This window comes from Limnothrix sp. PR1529, from assembly GCF_002742025.1.
Classification (GTDB): domain Bacteria; phylum Cyanobacteriota; class Cyanobacteriia; order CACIAM-69d; family CACIAM-69d; genus CACIAM-69d.
In genome coordinates, this window is the sequence record NZ_LIRO01000025.1 from 21144 (window position 1) to 38924 (window position 17781).

Genomic DNA, 17781 nt, shown 5'->3' on the forward strand with positions numbered 1-17781 from the left:
GCTTAAGCCCCTTGTTACCACGACTGGTTCCGCAACTTTGACCCAATCTATTCAGCCTGTCGCGCTACTAGTTTGCTAATTTAGCTGGCCCATTCAGCAATGCAATTTGCTTGGCTCTATCCACGCCTCTATCCAGTCTTGGCGGCCAGCTTTCCCTTGGGTCTGTGGGCCGGCAATCCCGATCGCCGGGAAATTGCTCTCAGCTTTGACGACGGGCCCCACCCGGAATATACGCCAGACCTGTTGCGCCTGTTGGATCAAGAACAGGTGACCGCTAGCTTTTTTTGGTTGGGCTGTTGGGTCGATCGGGCCCCTGCCGTTGCCAAACAAGTTTGGGACGCGGGCCACTGGCTGGGCCTCCATGGCTACCATCACCGATCGTTTCCTCGCCTCAGCGCAGACGAACTGCAACGGGATTTAAAACGCACCCAACGGGCGATCGCCCAGGCCTGTCAGCTTGATCCGGCTTGGGTGCAACACCATGTGCGAGATGTGCGGCCACCCAACGGGCTATTTTTGCCCGGGGCCTTGGCTCAGTGGCGCAGTTGGGGATATCGGCCAGTCCTGTGGAGCGTTGTGCCGGAAGATTGGACGCATCCTGGGCCGGCGGTGGTGCAGCGGCGGGTTTTGGATCAGGTGCAAAACGGTTCGCTGATTGTGTTGCACGATGGGCCCTGTGGCGGGCGGGATGTGGTCAAAACCGTGGCGCAACTGATTCCGACCCTGCGCGATCGGGGGTGGCGGTTTGTGACGGTCGATCGGCTGTGGGATTCGATCGAGCAAGATGCTCTCAACCCGGCTTCCCCAAAACCAACGGCTCACGAGATCGATCGGGCGATCGATCAAATGCCCAAACAAATGCCCAAACAAATGCCCAATGAATAAATAATCGTTGAATACTTGGTCAATCCTGAGTTGATGAATGCGCGATCGACTGGCCAATCACCCAATCCACAGAACTGTTCTTCACGCCCTGAAGGATGAGCCAATTCAAATCCCAAACATGAAAACTCGAAAAATGAAAACCAAATGAAATCAATAGCCCTGTGATTTAGAAAAGAGCGTGTTACAACAGAGGAAGGCACATGAGAACGTGGAAGCGTCACCTTGGAGGTCTGTAAATCAGCCCCAATCGAGCCTGTCTAGGGAGACAAAATCGCTGGAAGTATTTCAGCGACAATGACCGGGGCGATCGCGAGGAAAAAAGACTGTTCCTCTGCTGACAACATTTGCCGCTTATCCAGGGAAATATCAATAACTCATAACTTAAACCCTAGCCAAATTGCCCACTTCAGCCGACACCAGATCGGTCATGGGCGGCAAATCAGCGTCAAATCGGTTGTTTCGTGCCCGTTTCTTGCCTGTTTGTTGTGATTTTTGGAGTTAATTGCCAGCAAATTTTCGATCGTCCCGGCAAAATTTCGTAAGACAGGCTACAGTTTATTGGGACATTTCAAAAATCTGGGGCTAATCTGGATCTCGGCAAAAAATCCAGCCCAGACTGCGGCGTTGCCAGCCCTTCAGTGCCTGTTTCCGCAACCGTCGCAGTTTCCAACTTCCCACCGATCACTGCATATCTACCCTACTTCGTTGAAAGGAGCGAGAGGACTCGGCATGACCCAGGCCAAAACCGTACTCGAAGAAATGAATGTATTGACTGATGCTGTGGATGATGTAGAGGTCGAACTAGAGCTACTCACCACAGAGGACGAAGATGAGGTCGATATTGATGAGTATGATGACCCGTCTGCCGAACTCGACGAGGAAGACGAAGAGCAGCCTGGCAAAGCGGCCGCATCTCGTCGCCGTACGGCTGCTAAGAAAAAGCACTACACCGAAGATTCAATTCGGCTATATCTTCAAGAAATTGGTCGGATTCGCTTGCTGCGCGCCGACGAAGAAATTGAACTGGCCCGTAAAATTGCTGACCTGCTAGAAATCGAACGGGTTCATGAAAAGCTGCTGGATCAACTCGATCGCGCACCGAACGATCGGGAGTGGGCCGAAGCGTTGAATATGGGCTTGCCGGAATTCCGGAAGCGGCTGTATGTGGGTCGGCGTGCCAAGGACAAAATGGTGCAGTCGAACCTGCGCTTGGTGGTTTCGATCGCCAAGAAATACATGAACCGCGGCCTGTCGTTCCAGGATTTGATCCAAGAAGGTAGCTTGGGTCTGATTCGCGCCGCCGAAAAGTTTGACCACGAAAAGGGCTACAAATTCTCCACCTATGCCACTTGGTGGATTCGGCAGGCAATCACCCGGGCGATCGCTGACCAATCTCGGACAATTCGCCTACCGGTGCATTTGTACGAAACCATTTCGCGGATTAAGAAAACCACCAAGTTGCTGTCTCAAGAAATGGGTCGCAAACCCACGGAAGAAGAGATTGCAACGCGGATGGAAATGACGATCGAGAAGTTACGGTTCATTGCCAAGTCGGCTCAGTTGCCAATTTCGCTGGAAACCCCGATCGGCAAGGAAGAAGATTCGCGCCTGGGCGATTTCATTGAATCTGACGGCGAAACGCCGGAAGATCGCGTTTCCAAAAACCTGCTGCGGGAAGATCTAGAAAGCGTGCTCGATACGCTCAGCGCCCGCGAGCGTGATGTGCTGCGGTTGCGCTACGGCTTGGATGACGGTCGGATGAAAACCCTGGAAGAAATTGGGCAAATTTTCAACGTGACCCGCGAGCGAATTCGCCAAATTGAAGCGAAGGCCCTGCGGAAGTTGCGCCACCCGAACCGCAACAGCATCTTGAAGGAATATATCCGCTAGGAAGCTGGGTTCAATTCATCTCGCATGGGGCGATCGTCTGAGGGCGATCGCCCTTTTTTGGGCCTGTCAATCTGAACCGCGAGGATACGGCCTTTATCTCAAATAATTGGCACGCCATATCGCAGATGCCATGAAGCAACGACTCGGTGGGCAGTGCCCACCCTACGGACTACTGAGAATTGCGATGGGGAACCATCTGAAAAGCCGAAACTGATCCCTGATTGATCCCATTATTGAAGTGATTCACAGACCCTATTTTTTCAAGAAATTTTGAATTGCTTGGGCTGTGCGATCGGGCTGTTCCAAATGGGGCACATGGCCGCAATTTTCCACCCAAATAAATTGACTTTTGGGCAGCGCTGCTTGGAATTTTTGGGCAGTGGCTTTGGGCAAAATTTGATCGCGATCGCCCCACAAAATCAGGGTTTCTTGGGGCAGTTGGGCAATGCGATCACCCGTAATGGTGTAACCACCGTTGCGAGTGAAGGAAATGAGCGCCTCACTCCATCGGGGCATTCCCAAATGCAACGCACCGCAACGATAGGCCTCTTCGGTGGCACAACGATCGGGGTCGGCGTAGGCCTTGCGCCCAATGCCCGATCGAACCTTTTTATTCGCCAAAAATTGCGTGGCCCATTGTCCCAAGGGCGGAATCAAAAACCGACTGGCAATCGGTTTGCCCACAAATCCAGCACTATCCAGCAACACCACTTTCTGCACCGCCTCCGGATAGGTGAGGGCAAAATCCATCACGGCTGCACCTCCCATGGAAGCCCCCACCAACACCATCGGCCGCCCAATGATTTGCTGCCAAAAGCAATATAAATGGGTGCGAATTGCTTCAGCGGTAAATTCCAACTTCTCAGGGCGATCGGTGAACCCAAACCCCAACAAGTCCACGGCCCAAGTGACAGATTGCTGAACTAGGCGTGGGAACAATCGACGATATTCCAGCAGTGAACTGTCAAAGCCATGAACTAGCAAAATAGGCGGCGCATCGGGCAATCGATCGCGTGATTCTGGCGGTTGACCCGTGACAAAACTGGTTTCGATCGGCAATACACTATGGGGATAGGGCCAGGAAGTCTGGATCGTTTGGCGCTGAATTTGACGCACAAAGTCGATCGACTCTGATTCCGTTAAATTGGCCACTGCTTCAGGTAAAAATTCCGGAAATTCGCTCATGGCTTCTTGATGAGTTCCCTGACCAGATTCCTGATTGGTGTCCTGATGAACTTCCTGATTAACTTCCTGATTAGTATTTTGATTAATATCTCCCTGCACAATTACCACCTCAAATGAAAATTCAGTCCAAACCCAATGCGCCAAACCATGGATCATCCACCTACCCATCATCGTAGGGCAACACCCCAAAAATCAAATCGCCCTTGTTGGTCTCGTTGGTTTCCGTTTTCCACAATCTATCCCCGCCTAATGATCTGGGTTACAGGCACGATCGCCCTGCTAGTGACGATCGCCCTGCCCCAAGCGGCTTGGGCCAATAGCTGGCCACCCATGGCTGTCCCCCTGTTTAACTTGCCTCTTTTCGCATCATTCATCAGCTTTGGGTGGGGCTTGCTGGCCATCATTGCTATTGAAGCAATCACAATCCTTAAGCGCGAAACTTATTCCTCTAAGCGAGTTTGGATTGCAGTAACTGGCGCTAATTTGGTTTCATCAATCACAGGTCTTGTTTTTTCATTTGGGTTGGTTGGCATACCGTTTTTAAGCTACGGTGATGACTGGAACCGAAGAATTACTTTCGTACTCATTGGCTGCTTAGGTTTAATGGGACTGACAACCTATGATGCTTTACGGCAGCTAACACCCTGGTCTGTTGGCTGGCGATGGCTGTGGTTGTTGTTTTGGCCTTTTAATTTAGTATTGGCATTGGTCATTATTGGCATTATCAATGCCAAGTTTCCCTTTTGGATTGAGCTTTTCTGTGCCTTTACCTATTTTATGATTGGCTGGGCAATGAGTTGGGCGATCGAGGGAGCTTGTCTAGCGAAGTGGCTACCCAACCCTTCAGTTCATCTTGGCCGATCCATTGCCATTGCAAATCTTCGATCCTATGCCTATGTGGTCATTCCCCTCGTGATTGGGCTATATCTACAAACCAGGGCATTTTTTAACTAAAGAGCATTTTTTAACTAAAACGTGGTTGGAGATGAAAAACCCTGGCTATCCCCTAGCCGGCCACAAGGCGACCATTTTAGTGTTGAATTTTTACTGATTATTGTCTTGAAGCAACCTCACCCCGAGTTCCATGACCCGTATAGCCGACGCGATCGCCCCTCACGGCGGCACGCTGATTAACCGCATTGCCAGCCCTGAGCAAAAGGCCGAATTCCTGAGCAAGGCCGACCACCTGCCGCGCATTTCCCTGGACGATCGCGCCGTCTGTGACCTGATCGCGATCGCCATTGGTGCGTTCAGCCCGATCGATGGCTTCATGGGCCAAGCGGACTACAAGACCGTGGTTGACGACATGCGCTTGGCCAACGGGCTGCCCTGGGCCATTCCCGTGACCCTGCCCGTGACCGATGAGCAGGCCAACACCCTCAGCGAAGGGCAATTGGTGCGCCTAGACGATCCCACCGGTCGCTTCATTGGCGTGCTGGAGCTGACGGAGAAATATCACTACGACAAGACCCGGGAAGCCCTCAACGTCTATCGCACCAACGAAGAGAAACACCCCGGTGTGGCGGTGGTTTATGGCCAAGGGGCGACTTATTTAGCTGGGCCCGTTTGGTTGCTGGAGCGCGAGCCGGATTCTCGCTTCCCGCTCTATCAAATTGACCCGATCGACTCGCGCCATGCTTTCCGCGACAAGGGTTGGAAGTCGATCGTAGCCTTCCAAACCCGCAACCCAATCCACCGCGCCCACGAATACATCATCAAGTGCGCCCTGGAAATCACCGATGGCCTGTTCCTGCATCCCCTGGTGGGAGTGACCAAAAGCGATGACATTGCCGCCGATGTGCGGATGCGTTGCTATGAAATCATGCTGGAGCACTATTTCCCCCGTGGCCGGGTGATTTTGGCCATCAACCCTTGCGCCATGCGCTATGCGGGCCCCCGGGAAGCCATTTTCCATGCCCTCATTCGCAAGAACTATGGCTGCACGCATTTCATCGTGGGTCGTGACCATGCGGGCGTGGGTGACTATTACGGAACCTACGATGCGCAGTACATTTTCGATGAGTTTGCGCCGGGTGAGTTAGGAATCATGCCGCTGAAGTTCGAACACGCGTTCTACTGCAAGCGCACCCAAAGCATGGCCACCACCAAGACCAGCCCCAGCGAACCGGACGAGCGGATTCACCTGTCGGGCACGAAGGTGCGCGAAATGCTGCGTCGGGGCGAGTTGCCGCCGCCGGAATTCTCGCGGCCTTTGGTGGCGGCTGAGTTGGCCCGGGCAATGAAAATCCCTGAGAGTTACTCAATCTAGAGCTACTCAATAGACCTCTGACGCGAATTGGCTAGGAGCGTTCATCCCCCAACCCCTTCTCCCAAGGGGGGCTGATGGATGCAAGAGGTCTTGTGAACTGGTTTTCATCAATTCAGATCAAGCAGGGCGCACGATCGTGCGCCCTTATTTTTAGAGCCTGATTTTTTTGGAGCAATCTTCTCTAGGCATCAGGAAAGCGCTGCTTCAGGGCTTCGATGATGGTGGTGTTGGCCTTGGGGAAGGGAAATTGATCAATTTCGGCAAGGGTTACCCAACGCACTTCATCACACGCGATCGCCTGGGGTTCCCCTTGCAGATGCTCGCAAAGATGCACATGCAGCGACACTTTGAAGTGGGTGTAGGCATGATCCACCACAATCAGTTCTTCACCGACGGCAATTTCAATGCCTAATTCTTCTTGAATTTCCCGGCGGATGCAGTCAGAGATCGACTCATTGGGTTCCACTTTGCCGCCCGGAAATTCCCATAGGCCGCCCAATAGCCCTTCGGCGGGCCGGCGATCGATCAAGATTTGCCCCTGGGGATTGCGGATCACGGCCACGCCAATCACTTTGTGGGGAATCGGTGCTTTCGGTTCGCTCACGGGAATTTGCTGCTGCTGGTTGGTTTGGTACGCCTGACAGTATGCCATCCAAGGACAAACCAAACAGGCCGGTTTTCGGGCGGTGCAAACCGTGGCCCCCAAATCCATGAGGGCTTGGTTGAGGTCTCGGGGGCGATCGAGCGAGACGACCGCTTCGGAGGCGGCCCAGAGGCGATCGAGCGCTTTGGCTGGCGCAACGGGCAGCGCAATCAACCGCGCCAACACCCGCTTCACGTTGCCGTCCAAAATGGGCAAGGGCAAATTAAAGGCAGAACTCAGGATGCCGCCGGCCGTGGTGCGGCCAATGCCGGGCAGGGCGATCGCCTCGGCCAGGGTGCGGGGAAATTGTCCCCCATGCCGTTCCATCACCAACTGGGCAGCCCGGTGCAGATTGCGGGCCCGGCTGTAGTAGCCCAGGCCTTCCCAGGCTTTCAGCACCGCTTGCAAATCGGCTCGCGCCAAATCAGCGATCGTGGGGAATCGATCGAACCACCGTTGGTAGTAGGGCAAAACGGTTTTGACTTGGGTTTGTTGGAGGGCAATTTCCGAAACCCAAACCCGGTAAGGATCCAACACATCCGGGGGTTTTCGCCAAGGCAAGTCGCGGCCGTGGCGATCGTACCAATTCAGGAGCGATCGCTGCAAAACCGCCGCCGAAACCGGCAGCGGTTCTGAGGTTTCAGCAATTGAGGAACGCAAAATCACCCAAGGTTCATAAAACAACCGGCTACTGAACCGAATCGGGCCTAATCTGCCGTCGGCGCGTCGCCAGCCAAATCACCCGACCAGTTTTGCAAGGACTTTTCAAAACTCATCCGTTGCTCAGCATTCCGCAAAAAGTAGCCACTCATCATGGCCGAAGCCAGCAGCCGCCCCAAATGTTCGCGGTTGGTGGTGATGGACACATCAAACTGCTCGCCGGGCAACACGCCCAGCAAACCCACGATGTTGTGCTCCATCATCCGAATCGTTTCCGGGGAAGCCGGCCGCGACAGATGGGCGATCGTTTCCGGATTGAGGGATTGGATGTATCGCATCAACGATTCGCTCGGTTCGCGATCGGTGATTGGCTCGCTTTTCCAAAAGTTAGACATGGGGTTCAGTTCTGGGGCCACGATTCAAACCTCGCGGGTGGACGGTGCGCATGGTCTCCGATGAACAAGCACAATCTAACAAGCAAATGAGCAACTGGGGGGTCGTCAGAACCGAACCGCCTTGGCGCGATCGCCCAACGCGCTTTTAAGCCTTGGGCCCTGAATCTGCTTGGCATCGGCTTTGGCTTTGCTGGGAGCTACTTTGCACGGCTCCGAGCTGGGCCAAATTTGTCCAACCACCTGTTCTCAACCGCGCACCGCCAGCCGTTAAATTCCTTCGGGCGACATCCACCGTTCCAGCCAATCGAACACCCGATCGAGCTGTTGCGTGGTAATTGCTCCGTATTGCCACAAAATCGTTGGCAAATTATTGCCACTGTCGGGGTGCTTGAGGGCCAGCGCCAAATCTGCGGCACTCAACTGCAAATCTTCTTGCAAAAACCGAACCAGACCTTCTAATCCCTGACGTTGCATAGCTTTTTACCTCCTAGCCACCGTCGTCAACGGCTGGATTGGATTGGCAACAAGTGCCTGATTCTGACCGGTCTCGATCGCGCCTTGGTTTCGGCGGCAATTAACAGGGTTCACACTGCGATCGAGGCGGGGCTGAATCACCATCCAGCGGTTTTCTGACTCTCTGTTTCGGGGCCCTGGCTCAGGCTCAGGATCACGTTGTCCAGTTTCTGAGCTGTCCTGTGTTGAGGAATGGAAGCACCGGGCGCACCCAACCCAAGCACTGGGTCAAGAGTTGCGAGAGTACAGGGTTAGAGACTATGAAGCGCTCTAGCCTTAAGTTTCGGCCGCAAACCCGCTAGAGTCTGCGATCGCGATCGCCTGATGTTGCGATCTTGATCCCCATTGACTGGGTATGGCTTCTGGCGGTTCCGGCGAACCCATAACGGCTCAGCCAATTACGACCGATCGCCACTGAGGTGCTACCAATCAAGACCGATCGAAACCCAAGCGCGATCGACTGCTGCGAAACCATGGCAACCGATTCCCAGCAATCGCCATCCATTCACCCCGGGGACAGTCGCTAATCTTGCTGCTGAGAAAACCGCTGGGCCCCCAAAAACGCCAACACCGTGGCCACCGCCAGCAAAATTGGGATGCTGTACCAAGGAAACTCGCTCAGGGGAAGGTAAGCAGCCGATCGCAGGCCAATGCTGGTGTAGGTCAAGGGCAGGCAATAGACGATCGGTTTCAGCAGCGGCGGCAACTTAGCCGGGTCAAAAAACGTGGCCCCCAAAAAGGACATGGGCACAATCAGAAAATTGTTGTACAGCCCCACCATTTCCAGGGACTGCACCGAAAGGCCCACAATCACCCCCAAGCCCGCAAACACAGCACAGTTGAGCACCAGCAACAGCAAAAAGAGCGGATTTAAAAAGCTCCAAACCTTGCCCGTAAACAGAACCGCCACCAAAATCACCGAACCAGCCGTCAGCAGGCCGCGCACAATGCCCGCCATCATCCGTCCCAGATGCATGGCCAAGGGATGCACCGGCACAAGCAGCATTTCCTCAAAGGTCTTGGTAAACAGGCGATCGCCGCAAATTGAAAATGTTGTGCCCCCAAAGCTAATGGCCATGGAAGACAGGGCCACCATCCCCGGCAAGATAAATTCCAAATAGCTATCGCCTGCGGAAGGCTTAGCCACGGCATCAAGAGAGGTTCCCAACCCCAACCCGAAAGCCAGGATATAAATCAGCGGGGACACCAGCCCCGAAGCGGCCACCTGCCCAACCCGCACCCGCAACTTCAGCCAGTCGCCCCAAAAAACGGATAGGGCATCGGCCCAAAAGGTTTTGAAAAGGGCGGGCTGGGGTCGATCGCCCTTGGGAGTCATGATGGGGCGATCGTTCGATCGGGCAGTAGCTTCGTACATAGGGTTTTGGCAAAGGATTTAGCAAAAGATTCGGACAGCGCTCAGAAAAAGCCCAACAGGCTCAGGGTTTGCGCAAGCTTGGCTGGGAATCAACTTGGGGATCAGCTCGGGAATCAACTCAAGACCAGTCCAGACCCGCGCAAAAAACTTAATTCAGCAAGATTGAACCATCAGAAAGATTGAACCAACAGGAGCGCGGGATTGAGCCAAGATTTCGCAGGCATTTCGCAGAGATTTTGCAGAAATTGGGTAGAAACCTGGCGGCCATGAGCTGGTAATCGCGATCGGGGTGAAATTCCATAGGGGTGAGATCCCATAGAATGATTATTAAGGATTTGTTACAAAAAGCAATCCACCCATCAACGTACCTGGTCAACAAAGTTGCGCTCACTGCGGGTCTGCCCCAGTTCGCCCAAGGCTTGTGGTGGCGAGAACGCCGGCCCCCAGCCACCGATCCCCGCCCCGGCTCTTGTCCAGACGGTGCATGAACTGGCCAGCAGAATCAACCTGGTATTGTTAGCCTCAGAAACCATGAAGAATATCCAACCGGTCGGGGAACTCTAGCTGCCCATGATGCGTCTAAACTCTGCTTCTACTGAGGTTGTGCCGAACGCCCCGACTGTCCAAGGGCCATCCAGACCGGCCAGCAGCACCGTCACCATGTCGATGGTGAGTGATTCGGTGCCAGGGACGGCGCGGGGGACGGTAATGCAGCTAGACGACCCGCTGAATGCGGAACGCAATCTTTCCTCCAACAACGGCGATCGGGCAGATTCTCCCAGCGAACAGCAGCCCGCCTCCCCAGCAGCGCCGGGGCCAACCCATCAAGCCACAACTCAAGCCCCGACTCACCCAACCCAGGATTGCCAAACCCCGACTCACCCAACCTCGACCCATCAAGCCACGACTCATCAAGCCATGGATCATGTGGTTGATTCTGGGTCGATTCGCTCCTGTGTGTTGCCTTGGCTCGCGCGGGTGCTCTATCCCCTGGCCCGACGGGTTGTGTTGCCAACCTATTTTGGTTCCGTGACGATCGAGGGCTTGGAAAACCTGCCCCAAAACGCCCGATCACTCCTATTTGCCCCCACCCATCGATCGCGCTGGGATGCCTTGGTGGTTCCCTGCGCCATTGGCCGGCCCATCTGCCCCGCCGATTTGCACTTCATGGTTTCGGCCAACGAAGCTTCCCGAGGCCTCCAAGGCTGGTTTATTCAGCGCATGGGTGGATTTCCCGTAGACACCACCAACCCCAGCATTGCCAGCGTTCGCCATGGCATCAAAGTGCTGGAAACGGGCAAGGCCCTGGTGATTTTCCCGGAAGGCGACATTTTCCGCGATGGCCACCTGCACCCCCTCAAGCCCGGTTTGGCGCGAATGGCAATCCAGGCGGAACGCAGCCATTCGGGTGTGCATATCGTGCCGATTCATGTGGAATATGGTTCGCCGGAGGTGGGTTGGCGCTGTGGTGTGCGGGTGATGATTGGGCGATCGCTCCCGTTGGCACAATATCTCGATCGCCCGGCCAAGGTGGCCGCCCCCACCCTGACCCAAGATTTAGCTGATGCCTTGAATCAACTGGCACAGTCTCCTACGGAGCCACTGAACGGCAGTGATTTGCCCCGCTAGTCTCGCTAGTTTGCCCTCCGAATTAAGGGCTTGACCCTGACCGGCAAAGATCCCCGCGCTCTCTTAAAATCAAAGCTTGAACCAGCAATCCAATCACCCGGATTTTGGCCATACTCCTGGCCATGTCATTGGCGGCCCAAAAGCTGACCAAAGTGTGACAATCGCGACGGGGCCGCATCGGAACAGCCTCTCAAAATTTGAGCCAAGTTCAACCTCGATGCGCCGCCAGTACATGTCCAAACATACATGTCAGAAAATACACGTCAAAATGGGTACTCTTGCACAGCCCAGTTCGATGAGTAAAAGCTTGTCACGCCATATTGAAACCACACCGGGGATTCGGGGCGGTCGTCCGCGGCTGGCCGGAACCCGGATTACCGTGACCGATGTGGCCCTGATGCATCTACGACTTGGCCAATCGATCGAGGAAATCGCTGGGCGCTATCAACTGCCCCTGGCGGCCCTCTATGCAGCCATGGCCTATTACTTTGACCACCGCAGTGAAATGGACTTGGCCATTCACGAAGACCTGGCCTTCGTTGCCGGATTTCAGCGAAGCCAAGTCTCCGTTCTTCAGGAGCGCCTCAGTGAGCTACGCGGAGATTAGGGCTGAGTGCGTCCTTAACTGAGCGTTTTTCGGTCAAGTGATTGAGTGCCGATCGAGCCGGTAGCCCACCTCATCCCTGAGCGTTGTGGCGATCGCTCCGGAGCGGCCGCGAAAGGGTGCGGAAAGTTTCAGGAAATTGCAATCGATCGCGCTTCAGGCTATATCCAATCCTGAGATGCTCTTGACACCCCCGCAACCCGTGAGCCAACCACGCTTGGGATTTTACCTAGACGACAGCCTTGATCCCGCCGTCAGCGCAGCCCTGCGCGGCTATGGGGTGCGGGCCACCCGGCCCACAGAGGTGAAGCTCCAGAACCAGAGCGATGCCACCCAGCTTTTGTTTGCCTATCGCCACCAATTGGTTTTCGTGACAGCGGAAGTGACGCTGGTGAAGTTTGCCGGATCGCAAAAAGATCATGGGGGCGTGGTTTATAGTCCGCTGGCCCTCCCGATCGGGCGGATAGTGCGTCAATTGCTGTTGCTCTATGAGACCTTTCAGCCGACGGAATTAGCTGGCAAAATCGAAATTTTGAGCTAATTTTTCAGCAATATGAGCTAATTTTTCAGCAATCAGCGATTCATGCGGCACGGTTCACCAATTGTCAGAAATTCACCATGGGATCAAGGGCAATTAATAAGGGTAATTGATTAGGAATCCGTAGCCGTGGCTTGCCAGGGCGATCGCCAAATTTCACCCCGCACCCGCAACACCAAGCGCTCAATGCCAAGCTGACAGGCCGCTTGATTAAGTTGGGCCCGCTGTTCCCAAAGCTTGTGAGCCGCACTCTGGGCCCGGCAATCAATGGCCAAGACCGATCGCCCCTCCAATACATCCAAATACATGGCATACCCCGCAACGGGTCGGCAGCGGGCCAACTGCCAAAACCGCATCACCAAAGCTCTTTGAAAGTCGATCGGCATTGGATCGCCTCCTCTGCTGGCCGGTAAATCCTGAACTTTGGCCATTGTGGCTTGTGGAGAATTCAGCGGTCGAGGCGATCGTTACAGCTTGATGATCATTGCAATAATTAACCTACGCATAAAGACCAGAAACCCATTGTCCATAGCCGTTGTAGGGACGGGTGGGAACCGTTTTCCAGGCGAGCGGCGGGCCCGATCCCAATAACCGCTCCGTGGCCTGCGACCAGCGGGGGTGGGGAACCAGGGGATCCACATTGGCCTCAAAGCCGTATTCATCAGGAGCCAGAGTGTTCCAAAAGGTCAGGGGCTGCCGGGGCAAAAACTCAATTTTGACGATCGACTTAGCCCCTTTAAAGCCATATTTCCAAGGCAGGACAGCCCGAATCGGTGCGCCATGCTGCTTCGGCAAAATTTGCCCATAGTTACCCACCGCAAAAAAGGCGAGGTCGTTAGCCATTTCCGCCAGCGTGAGGCCTTCGGTGTAGGGCCAAGGGAGGTCGCGATAGGCCCAGGCCGGCCCGATCGCGATGTCTTTGTTGTAGTAGGAGGTGAAGCGGACAAACTTGGCATCGGGCAAAGGATCGACGGCTTCGATCAGTTTGCGCATCGGAAACCCGAGCCAAGGCACAACCATCGCCCAAGCTTCGACGCAGCGAAACCGATAGATGCGTTCTTCAATCTCAAAGGCTTTGATTAAATCCTCGATCGCCCAAGTTTTAGGCTGCTTGACCAATCCCGACACTTCCACGGTCCAGGGATTGGTGGGCAACCGTTGGGCCCGCTGGGCAATGTCCTTTGTGCCGCCAAATTCATAGAAGTTGTTGTAGCGGCCGGCTAAGTCTTGGGGCGTGACAGCTCGCTGCGGATCGGCAAATTGGGAATTGCGCTGCACCCCAACGAAGGGCGATCGCATGGTGGTGGGGCCGGGGGGTGGGGCCGCTTCCAGCTCGCCAGTCGGTGCATTTTGGCAACCCGTCAGCGACAGAACACCACCGGCAATGCTGAACCCGGCGAGGGATTGCAAAAATCGGCGGCGATTGAGAAACAGGGCTGGATCCGTTGCTTCGCGATCGCGCAATTGCCAGTCGGGGCGCAGATTAAAGAAGGTCATGGGATAGACAGGGCGGGCAGTCAGCGCGGTGAGTCGAGCACAGTCGATCGGGTGCGATCGCGGCGGCAACTAGGGCAGGCGATCGCTAGAATTACAGCTTCTCGGGAAAACACCCAAGCCAAAATTATATTCTTCCTCAAGAATACCTAGTAGCACGGCTGCCTTAATTCACTGGGTTAAATGATATGGCTGTTACTGTCACCTGATCGTTAAGCAGCAAGGGGCTTAAGCCCCTTATTACCACAACTGGCTCCGCAACTTTGACCCAATATTTTAAGGATGTCGCGCTACTAGAACCCTTTGTAGTCTAGCGGTTACATTCACCAAGCGCAGACAGGTTTTAGAAGTTAATAGACCCTATTGAAAATTCTGGTGCAGCGCGTTGTTAGGTTTTGTTGCTTTGCGCCACAGTAATGACAACATTCCCTTTCTTGTGTCCTTGTTCAACATACCTGTGCGCTTCGGCAGTCTGTTCCAGTGAATAACGCCTGTCGATGATCGATTTCATCCTGCCCATTTCAATTAACTCTTTCAGGAAAATTAGATCTGCTTTACGCTCGATCGCTACCCCACCTATGACTTTCTTGCTGCTGGTAATTGAAGTCCACAGCCCTCGGACTATCGGCAATAGATTGATATGAACAGCTCTAAGATAGATGCCATTATTTTTTAGCGACCTGAGACAGCCTGAAAATGGACTTTTGCCGCTTGTGTCGAAAATAATATCGTAGGTTTTACCATTTTGAGTGAAATCCTCTTTCGTATAGTCAATAACGTTGTCAGATCCGAGAGATTTCACCAATTCTAACTTCGCTGTACTACACACTCCGGTCACTTGTGCGCCAAAGAATTTGGCAAGCTGCACGGCAGCCATCCCTACTGCTCCAGAAGCGCCATAGATCAAAACTTCCTGCCCGCTCTGAATCTTTCCCTTATCTCTTAGGAAAATCAATGCAGTTGTTGCCCCAAAAGGAATGGCAGCAGTTTCCTCATAGGTCATATTGGTAGGCTTGATCGCCACCGCTCCTGCTTCAGGCAGACAAATATACTCAGCATTTGCACCGAGGCTAGTTCCTGCACCAGCAAATACTTGGTCACCTGCTTTGAATTGTTTTACATTTTCACCAACTGCTTCAATTTCTCCGGCCAGCTCCGACCCAAGTATGGTGTTGTTTTTAGGTCTTGCGAAACCGTAGAAAAATCTTACGGGGAATGGGTCAGCCTTTCGGATGCGAATGTCTGCTGACGTTACTGTTGTTGCATAGATTTTAATTAGCACCTCATTTGCTTTAGGAGTAGGTTTCTCTACTTCTTTAAGCTGCATAGCATCAGGAGATCCATACTTTACACATACAATTGCTTTCATGAATTTTCCTCAAAGATAGCTTTAGTTTGCCATATTTTTTATTCATTGACTTTGCGAAACCCAACGTTTCTGGTCAGCGACTTTAATCCTCGTCACGTTTCTTATAAATCAATTTTCGACAGCCCGCCGCACTAGAATTCTTAGATCATGCCGCTTCGTCAATAACTTGAGAACAATCATCTTACAGCCTTTACCTAAAATAATTGGCACGTCATATTGCACATGCCATGAAGCAACGGTTTGGTGGGCACTGCCCACCCTACAGGCGACTGTGCTTAGTAATCGAAGTAAGGGCTGTATTAGGAGGTATTACTGAAAAGCGCCCTCATTTGATTGACGAATTTTGTTGATAACTTTTAAAATAGCTTCTCGGTTCTTAGCTGATTGAATCCATTTCGGCAAGCGCGAAAATAAGCTACGATTCGACCAAAGATCATTTTCGTCGCGTTGACTTTCTCGCAATCTTGCGCTGACAAATGCTTCAATAAAATCTAAATTTTCAAAATTGTAAGCCCAAAGCGTTTGGCCACAACAAGGCGCTTGCAACCATAAAGGGTAATGAAAATAATCATCTACTGGTGGCTCATTTTTCCAAGTTCTTGAAATTGTGCTTTCAGCCCAATCCTTGTAGGAGCCACAGGCTTTGCAGGAAAACCTGCGAGGAGAAAACCGAAAATTTTCAGGAGTGGTGCAACGCACAACAGCACATGAACCACAATGAGGACAGCGCACAAGAACTTGATCTTGAAATGATTGAACTGTCTCTCCTGTGTCCTGAAATCTTTCCATCATTTAAGTTGAAATACTTCATTTCCTAGCCCAGAGTTTAGCGGTCTAACTCCGGCATTATGGGCGTTGTCCTGTCGCTGCGGAATATGCTCTCATTTACGGGACGTTGACCGCAACTCGTAGGGCGTGGGTCAACGTTGCGGAGGTAGTCGTGGTGATCAGGAGATTAATACCTTCGCTGCCTACCGATCGAGTAGCAGCAACAGTCATTTGACCTGACCGATCGAATTAAAACAGCCGTGCTACTAGGCTCAGCGATCACTAGGATTACAGCTTTTCAGGAAAACACCCAAGCCAAAATTATATTCTTCCTCAAGAATACTTAGAACCTTTTGTCGCATAACGGCAAAATGCAGCGGCAGCAGATAACCTCGAACTCAGTACCAGCAGTTTTCAACTGTCCGCTGCCATGAAGTGTTAGGTGTGCCATACAACACTCAACTCGCTAGATCGTATCTTCAAAAAGAACTTCAGCTAACTTCTCAGGTGGGGACCAAATTCCTGATTTAGCCTTCATATAAGTACGTGAGAGAGCTACTATTTTTTCTTGCTTCCCGAACCGCAATCTCTGTCGCTCTATTTCTGTAAGTTGTTCAAAAGCATTGTCACAAAAACCATAGGTAGATAGGAATAATCCACCATCACGTCCTTCATGAAGGATTACATTGAGAAAATCTCGCAAATCCCCACCTCCAACACGAGAACGAGATCTCCAATGTTTAATTTCCACAATATACTTCTGATGCTGTCCTTGAACTTGACACTTCAGAATTATGTCTTTGCCACCATCTTTACTTGGTGGTGTTAGAGTAACATCAAAACCAAGTCCATCAAAGATTTCAGCTATAGTACGCTCCAGATCTCGCCACTCTAGGTCGTTAAGAATATTTGGCTGCTGGGCAATTAGCATCGCAAATTGCTGGCTAACAATTTTAAGGATCTGTTGAACTTCACCTATGAATTTTTCATCGTCAACCTGCAAACGAGATACCCAAGCACGAAGAGCATCTAAATCAATTAATTCTAGCTGAAGGGGAAATTCGTGTTTTGAAGTTTCTAGTGCAGCCTTTGTAAATCGTGTATTTATAAGAAGAATGGCTCTATCAACTTGATTAAAGAGTGCCGCACCCACCAGTTCACGAACTTTATCAGAACCTATAGCATGACCAGATCGATAGTACTTGAATTGAATTCCGAGTTTTTGAGAAGTGAGAGTCTCAGTAGATGGACGAGTTGCTACAAAGTCGAGTCCTCCATCAGCTAATCTTGCAGTTTTACTAACTTCATATCCATCCTCGATAAGCAGTGGCAGCAGAACATTAGTGTAAATATCTTCTGCTTCAAGCGGACTCAGCTTTGTTGATTCTGAGGCGAGATGATCGATCCTATCTAGAAGCTTGTTTCTGTCTTCCTTCTTCATATTAAAGGACAAAGATTGGGAGAGTAGATTGTACACCTAACTATGTATTAGACCGCAAGTGCAGGATAACTCTCCTCAGCAGGGTGTTGTCAAGCGTGTGCGGTCTAACTCCGATACTACGGG

Annotated in this window: 18 protein-coding genes; 8 read left to right on the top strand and 10 right to left on the bottom strand. The window is 52.4% G+C overall.

What is annotated here, in order from left to right; genetic code table 11:
• The first annotated feature begins 99 nt into the window (after window positions 1-99).
• Both AMR42_RS04370 and rpoD read left to right on the top strand, forming a co-directional pair.
• Window positions 100-885: a polysaccharide deacetylase family protein gene (locus AMR42_RS04370; RefSeq protein WP_099532252.1), complete on the top strand. Its 786-nt coding sequence runs from the start codon at window positions 100-102 to the stop codon at window positions 883-885.
• A 729-nt stretch (window positions 886-1614) separates the two neighbouring features.
• Window positions 1615-2775, top strand: coding sequence for an RNA polymerase sigma factor RpoD (gene rpoD, locus AMR42_RS04375; RefSeq protein WP_099532253.1), 1161 nt, complete (start codon window positions 1615-1617; stop codon window positions 2773-2775).
• Window positions 2776-3027: 252 nt separating this feature from the next.
• Here the strand turns inward: rpoD and AMR42_RS04380 are convergent, their stop codons facing one another.
• Entirely contained in the window at window positions 3028-4128 is a 1101-nt protein-coding gene (locus tag AMR42_RS04380; protein WP_234406592.1) for an alpha/beta fold hydrolase, read from the bottom strand.
• A gap of 114 nt (window positions 4129-4242) precedes the next feature.
• On the opposite strand from AMR42_RS04380, the gene AMR42_RS04385 reads away from it, so the two are divergent.
• Both AMR42_RS04385 and sat read left to right on the top strand, forming a co-directional pair.
• Complete coding sequence (locus tag AMR42_RS04385) at window positions 4243-4914, top strand: hypothetical protein (protein WP_143472929.1); 672 nt, start codon at window positions 4243-4245, stop codon at window positions 4912-4914.
• 130 nt (window positions 4915-5044) lie between these two features.
• Complete coding sequence (sat, locus tag AMR42_RS04390) at window positions 5045-6229, top strand: sulfate adenylyltransferase (protein WP_099532255.1); 1185 nt, start codon at window positions 5045-5047, stop codon at window positions 6227-6229.
• Window positions 6230-6410: 181 nt separating this feature from the next.
• Here sat and mutY read toward each other — a convergent pair whose 3' ends face one another.
• The 3 genes from mutY to AMR42_RS04405 form a co-directional block, all read right to left on the bottom strand.
• A complete protein-coding gene (mutY, locus tag AMR42_RS04395) occupies window positions 6411-7538 on the bottom strand; it encodes an A/G-specific adenine glycosylase (RefSeq protein WP_234406594.1) in 1128 nt (375 codons plus the stop codon).
• Window positions 7539-7579: 41 nt separating this feature from the next.
• Window positions 7580-7927 carry a DUF760 domain-containing protein gene (locus AMR42_RS04400; protein WP_099532256.1) on the bottom strand — a complete coding sequence of 116 codons (348 nt, stop codon included), beginning with the start codon at window positions 7925-7927 and terminating at the stop codon, window positions 7580-7582.
• A 267-nt stretch (window positions 7928-8194) separates the two neighbouring features.
• Complete coding sequence (locus AMR42_RS04405) at window positions 8195-8401, bottom strand: DUF2949 domain-containing protein (RefSeq protein WP_099532257.1); 207 nt, start codon at window positions 8399-8401, stop codon at window positions 8195-8197.
• Here AMR42_RS04405 and AMR42_RS20220 point away from each other — a divergent pair.
• A complete protein-coding gene (locus AMR42_RS20220; protein ID WP_158234352.1) occupies window positions 8396-8560 on the top strand; it encodes a hypothetical protein in 165 nt (54 codons plus the stop codon). The two genes, AMR42_RS04405 and AMR42_RS20220, sit on opposite strands and share 6 nt — an antisense overlap.
• A gap of 403 nt (window positions 8561-8963) precedes the next feature.
• On the opposite strand, the gene AMR42_RS04415 is transcribed toward AMR42_RS20220, so the two are convergent.
• Window positions 8964-9776, bottom strand: coding sequence for an ABC transporter permease (locus AMR42_RS04415; protein ID WP_099532275.1), 813 nt, complete (start codon window positions 9774-9776; stop codon window positions 8964-8966).
• A 612-nt stretch (window positions 9777-10388) separates the two neighbouring features.
• On the opposite strand from AMR42_RS04415, the gene AMR42_RS04420 reads away from it, so the two are divergent.
• From AMR42_RS04420 to AMR42_RS04430, 3 genes are all read left to right on the top strand, one after another.
• On the top strand, window positions 10389-11444 hold the full coding sequence (locus AMR42_RS04420; protein ID WP_234406596.1) for a lysophospholipid acyltransferase family protein: 1056 nt from the start codon (window positions 10389-10391) through the stop codon (window positions 11442-11444).
• Between the two features lie 295 nt (window positions 11445-11739).
• On the top strand, window positions 11740-12051 hold the full coding sequence (locus AMR42_RS04425; RefSeq protein ID WP_099532259.1) for a DUF433 domain-containing protein: 312 nt from the start codon (window positions 11740-11742) through the stop codon (window positions 12049-12051).
• Between the two features lie 199 nt (window positions 12052-12250).
• On the top strand, window positions 12251-12589 hold the full coding sequence (locus tag AMR42_RS04430) for a DUF5615 family PIN-like protein (protein WP_143472930.1): 339 nt from the start codon (window positions 12251-12253) through the stop codon (window positions 12587-12589).
• A gap of 110 nt (window positions 12590-12699) precedes the next feature.
• On the opposite strand, the gene AMR42_RS04435 is transcribed toward AMR42_RS04430, so the two are convergent.
• The 5 genes from AMR42_RS04435 to AMR42_RS04460 form a co-directional block, all read right to left on the bottom strand.
• Window positions 12700-12972 carry a hypothetical protein gene (locus AMR42_RS04435; protein WP_143472931.1) on the bottom strand — a complete coding sequence of 91 codons (273 nt, stop codon included), beginning with the start codon at window positions 12970-12972 and terminating at the stop codon, window positions 12700-12702.
• Window positions 12973-13084: 112 nt separating this feature from the next.
• Window positions 13085-14083, bottom strand: coding sequence for a protein-methionine-sulfoxide reductase catalytic subunit MsrP (gene msrP / locus AMR42_RS04440; protein ID WP_099532262.1), 999 nt, complete (start codon window positions 14081-14083; stop codon window positions 13085-13087).
• Window positions 14084-14468: 385 nt separating this feature from the next.
• Window positions 14469-15449 carry an NAD(P)-dependent alcohol dehydrogenase gene (locus AMR42_RS04445; protein ID WP_099532263.1) on the bottom strand — a complete coding sequence of 327 codons (981 nt, stop codon included), beginning with the start codon at window positions 15447-15449 and terminating at the stop codon, window positions 14469-14471.
• Window positions 15450-15758: 309 nt separating this feature from the next.
• Window positions 15759-16238, bottom strand: a complete 480-nt coding sequence (locus AMR42_RS19745; protein WP_158234353.1) for a hypothetical protein — start codon at window positions 16236-16238, stop codon at window positions 15759-15761.
• Window positions 16239-16683: 445 nt separating this feature from the next.
• Entirely contained in the window at window positions 16684-17658 is a 975-nt protein-coding gene (locus AMR42_RS04460; RefSeq protein WP_099532266.1) for a restriction endonuclease, read from the bottom strand.
• Window positions 17659-17781 lie beyond the last annotated feature (123 nt).